Raw genomic sequence first — 4,715 nt, forward strand, 5'->3', positions numbered from 1 at the left:
CCGCCCTCGCCGGAACGTCCATCGAGTGGTACGACTTCTACGCCTTCGCCACCGCCGCGGCCATCGTCTTCGACGACGTCTTCTTCCCCGCGGACATGCCGCCCCTGCTCAGGACCCTGTCCGCGTTCGGCACGTTCGCCGTCGGCTTCCTGCTCCGCCCGCTCGGCGGCATCGTCTTCGGGCACATAGGCGACCGCGTCGGCCGTAAGAACACGCTCGTCATCACCCTCCTGATGATGGGCATCGCGTCGTTCGCGATCGGCTTGCTGCCCACCTACGCGCAGGTCGGCGTGCTCGCACCGATACTGCTGATCATCCTCCGGCTCATCCAGGGCATCGCCATCGGCGGTGAATGGGGCGGCGCGNNCGGCACCGAGGAGCTGGGCCTGTCCGAAGCCATGCTGCTCAACGGGCTGACCCTGGCCGCCTTCGTCGAACTGGCCGTCACCCCCGGCCTGTCCTGGCTGGGCGACCGCGTCGGCGCGCACAAGGTCGTCATCGCCGGTCTGATCGGCGTCATCGTCCTCTCCGTGCCGCAGTTCCTCTTGATGGGCACGGGAAGCGTCTTCCTGATCTACGCGGGCATGATGGCGATGCGCTTCGCGATGTCGGCACTGTACGGGCCGATCGCCGCGATCCTCGCCGAGGGCTTCGCGCCCCGGGTCCGCTACACCGGGATCTCGCTGTCCTACCAGATCTGCAACATGATCTTCGGTGGGTTCGCCCCGCTGGCGGCGGTGTCGCTGACGGCGCTGGCCGGAGGCCACTACTGGCCGGCCGCGGCGCTGCTGATGGCGATCTCGGCGGTCGGCATCTGGTGCACGGCGCTCCTGCGCCGGATGCGGGACACCCACCCGGCACCGCTGACGTCCGACAGGGACGCGGTGCCGGCCGGAGTGTGACCGGACGGCGTGTGACCGGCCGGTGCGTGATCGGGCGGCGTGTGACGTGTGGCTTGTGTGGCACATGGTGTGCGGTCTGCGGTTCTCTGCCGCAGGCCGCACGCGGCGTATCGGGTCCGTCATCCCCGGAAGAATTCCTACGGGGAAGGACGCGGCAGCACGCCGCAACGGAGCGGTGGAGGACCGGAGCCGGGCGTTCGACGCGCCGCGTGCGACGGCCGGGACGCCCGACCGGACGCCGGCCGGCGCACTGCTCCGCGCACCCCGTGCGAGCGGGCGGGCCCGGCCGGCCGCGACCCCCGCGAAGGCTCCGAGGCCCGAGCACCCCAGGTCGAAGTACCCATGAGCCCGGAGAAGACTTACGGCCCCACCCGCGATCGACCGTGGCCGCCGCACCGTGACTGCCGCACCGTGGCCGCCGCGAGGCCCGGCGGTTAGGGTCGTGGCTGTTCAGCGCCGAGGAGGGGGATCCGAGGATGACCGGGACAGTGACGGCAGTCAGCAGCAACGGCGTGTACTCGTTCACCAAGCCGAACCGGGACAGCATCGTGCTGCTCGCCGGGCTCGGTGTGGAGGGTGACGTCCATGCCGGCGTGACGGTCAAGCACCGCTCGCGGGTCGCCCAGGACCCCACCCGGCCGAACCTGCGCCAGGTCCACCTCATCCATGAAGAGCTCTTCGCCGAGGTCGGTGGAGAGGGGTTCGAGGTGGCGCCCGGTGACCTCGGCGAGAACATCACCACCCGCGGCATCGACCTGCTTGGTCTGCCGGTCGGCACGCTGCTGCGCATCGGCGACGACGCGGTGCTGGAGGTGACGGGCCTGCGCAATCCCTGTCTGCAGATAGACAACTTCCAGGACGGGCTGCTGAAGCAGGTGGTCGGCCGCGACGAAGCCGGGAACCTCGTGCGCAAGGCCGGAATCATGAGCATCGTGAAGGAGGGCGGCGCGGTGCGCCCGGGCGACGCGATCAGAGCGGAGCCGCCCAGCGGACCGCACCGGCCCCTGGACCGGGTCTGACGCCCTCCGTCGGGCAGGCCGCGGTTCGCTCCGTCCTCGCGTGGATGAAGATCACGAGTGCCGTGGCTCCCACGGCGAGAACGGCCCCCGTCCACGCCGCCGTCAGTCCTACGTACCGGAAGGTCACGTAGGACCGGGAGTAGTCGGCGTTCCGGACTCCCCCGTGCGCCCTGGCCGCCGCGTCCCGCCACCGACGGCACCTGGCGACAACGCCTTGCGGCCCCTGAGCATGTGCGGGAAGCGTTACACGACCAGGGTCACCACCATGGCGATCAGTCCGACCACCACCAGTGCCACCACCGCCATGATCAGGACGAGCGGCATCGCTCCCCACCCCTTGCGCATCTCAGGCGGCTCTGTATACGAGATGCCGTACGTGCCGCCTTCGGCGGGAGGCGTCTCACCGGGGGAGACGCCGCTCCTCGGCGCGGCTTCCGGGGTTCGCCTCGGGTCGGGATCAGGAGTTGTCATGGCGCACGCTCCTCTTGGCGCTCATCCGCCTGTGGGCTGGTTCTCCTTGACACCGCACCGCCTTCGCTCATACGGAGGGGGTGCGCTACTTGTCGGGCCTCGCGGCGCTGATGTCGCCGAGGTCAGAGGTTCGACGGTCGCCGGGGCACTCGTCATGGCATCGCCGACATGCTGAGCCATGGGACCGTCCCTCCGCGAAGTGGGCGGTGCTCTCTCCGCCGCTCGGCCTGCCGAGTACCCGTGGGCGACCGGTCCTCACGCGGTCGCCAGGGGCGTGTGGACGACCGTCGGCACCGGTGATCGTCCCGGTACCGCGATCCGGGTACCGGAGCGGGACCTTCCTCGCTGAGGGCGGCTCCCGAGGGGGTCGGGCGGGTCACGTCCGGAGGCGAGCCCTGCCGGCCGCCCAGCGCCACCGCCGCTCCTTGCGAGTGGGCTCGGGAAAGCACCGTCCGCGCCTGGTTCCCGTACACGTCGGCCCTGGTCGGGACGGATGCGTACGGCGGTGCGGCGGGCGTGGGAGGGTCCCGGTCGTGCGCGGGGTCCGGTGGCGCAGGCGGGCGAGGGGCGCCGGGCCGCCCGGGTGGTGTGGGCGGTGGCGGGCCGGTGGTTCGCGGCGTCGATGGCGTTCGTGACGCCGTGGGTACTACGTCCCTACGGCGAACGGATTTCCGTGCCCGGGAAGCGGTTCGCCCGGTGGCACATACCGCAGCCGCCCGTCCTGGTCGGTCACCAGCGTGAACCCGGCGGCCTGCAGGAGAGCGGCGTACTTGGCTTTGTAGTGTCGGTTGACGGTGAACCCCCGTGCGGAGGCCCACCGCGATCCCGCCGTCCTTCGCTCCCCGGCCGGTGAGCGTGTCGACCCCGCAGGCCCCGGCGAGACCGCTCGTCCTGTCGATGCGGCTTCGTACGGTGGCTGCTTCGTACCGTGTACGTCCTGAGCCCGGGAATCCACGGTGCCGCCGGCGGCACCGCGCCCCCGGTGAAGGCGGGGCGCCCGGTGCGGTCGGCGGCGGCTGTGTCGTGGGACGCCGGGACGGCTACCAGACGAGGGCGTCCGCCGCGTTGTCCTGCCAGTAGGTGACGGTGGCGGCGCTGTTGAAGAAGACACCGCCGTTCGGCAGCTTCAGGGTCTTCTCCGTGGAGGTCGCGCCGCCCTTCTTGTCGGCGAAGAACACGCCCAGGGTCTTCGTGGTGGCGCCCCCTTCGCCCTCGGGGGAGGACGTCGTGATGCCCGCGTACGCGGACTGACCGGGCTCGAGCACCACCACGGCCTGCGGAGTGGTCTCCTTGACCCACGGCAGCGGGGCCTGGGCGTCGGCGCCGGCCCTCAGGTGGGGGGCGCTGTAGGCGTAGCAGGGCTTGGTGCCGGTGTTGGTGGCCTTGAGCAGCAGGTGGTTGATCGGGCGCGTCACCTCGGTGACGGTCAGCTTGGTGTTCGCCGTGGTGCAGGTGACGGTCGAGGAGGCCTTCGTCGTGGCGGCGGAGGCGGACTGCCCGGCCGCCTGGAAGCCGACGAACGCGAGGGCGGCGGCGACGACCATGGAGGAGGCGGCCGTGCGGGAGGCGAAACGAGTGGCGATACGCATGAGTGGACTGCTTTCTCTGAACATCAGGAAGATGATTTTTCGGTGGTGAACTGTGCCGGTCGGTCGGCCCGCCGGCCGGTCGGTCGGTCTTGTCCGTGCTGCGCGGGGTGCGGGTGGGCACGCCGGAAGCGCGGGTCTTGAAAGGGGTGTTGAGCGGGGCGGATCACCGTGTCCGGTGAGGCGCCGTGCTTGGATGGCCCAAGGCTGTGTCATGCGGCGTCCCATGCGCCATTCCATCGGGAGTTTTGGGACGTTGGGATGCGCGACCGGCTCTGACCTGGGGAAACGTGACCTTCATGGGATGCCGGACGGAATGGGGGACTGGTGGGGACGGCTGAGGAGATTGCTGATTTCGCGGCGCTGCTGCGTGAGTTGAAGCAGCGATCCGGGCTGAGTTACGAGGCTCTGGCGAAGCGGGCGCACATGAGCACCTCGACGCTGCACCGGTACTGCAAGGGGGAAGGCGTACCGGCCGACCACGCGGCCGTCTCCCGCTTCGCCCGGGTGTGCAAGGCGACTCCCGAGGAACGGGTCGAGTTACACCGGCGCTGGGTCCTGGCGGACGCGGCGCGGGAACGTGCCCGACGGGCCGCAGCGGAGGCGGAACCGGACTCCGCGGAGCGGGCCGGAGCGTCCACACCCGGCGGCTCGGACCCGGAGCCACGCTCCGCGCGAGTACGCACAGAGGACCGAACCCAGCCGGAGTCCGTGCCGGACGCCCCACCCGCACCGGC

At 70.8% G+C, this 4,715-nt stretch carries 6 protein-coding genes; 4 read left to right on the forward strand and 2 right to left on the reverse strand.

Going from position 1 to position 4,715, the window contains the following annotated elements; genetic code table 11:
* The 3 genes from AOK11_RS45295 to AOK11_RS23885 all read left to right on the forward strand — a co-directional run.
* Positions 1-365: MFS transporter (locus AOK11_RS45295; RefSeq protein WP_240497466.1), on the forward strand; the 365-nt coding region annotated here is incomplete at both ends.
* A 21-nt stretch (positions 366-386) separates the two neighbouring features.
* Positions 387-902: an MFS transporter gene (locus AOK11_RS46435; RefSeq protein WP_338058939.1), complete on the forward strand. Its 516-nt coding sequence runs from the start codon at positions 387-389 to the stop codon at positions 900-902.
* A 476-nt stretch (positions 903-1,378) separates the two neighbouring features.
* Positions 1,379-1,921, forward strand: coding sequence for an MOSC domain-containing protein (locus AOK11_RS23885; RefSeq protein ID WP_055595791.1), 543 nt, complete (start codon positions 1,379-1,381; stop codon positions 1,919-1,921).
* Positions 1,922-2,164: 243 nt separating this feature from the next.
* On the opposite strand, the gene AOK11_RS40480 is transcribed toward AOK11_RS23885, so the two are convergent.
* Positions 2,165-2,392, reverse strand: coding sequence for a DUF6480 family protein (locus tag AOK11_RS40480; RefSeq protein ID WP_079035039.1), 228 nt, complete (start codon positions 2,390-2,392; stop codon positions 2,165-2,167).
* Positions 2,393-3,432: 1,040 nt separating this feature from the next.
* Complete coding sequence (locus AOK11_RS23890) at positions 3,433-3,981, reverse strand: DUF4232 domain-containing protein (protein WP_055595792.1); 549 nt, start codon at positions 3,979-3,981, stop codon at positions 3,433-3,435.
* A 324-nt stretch (positions 3,982-4,305) separates the two neighbouring features.
* On the opposite strand from AOK11_RS23890, the gene AOK11_RS23895 reads away from it, so the two are divergent.
* Positions 4,306-4,715 (forward strand): helix-turn-helix domain-containing protein (locus tag AOK11_RS23895; RefSeq protein ID WP_206188913.1); only part of this gene is annotated, 410 nt, incomplete at its 3' end.

The organism is Streptomyces hirsutus (genome assembly GCF_001418415.1).
GTDB lineage: Bacteria > Actinomycetota > Actinomycetes > Streptomycetales > Streptomycetaceae > Streptomyces > Streptomyces hirsutus.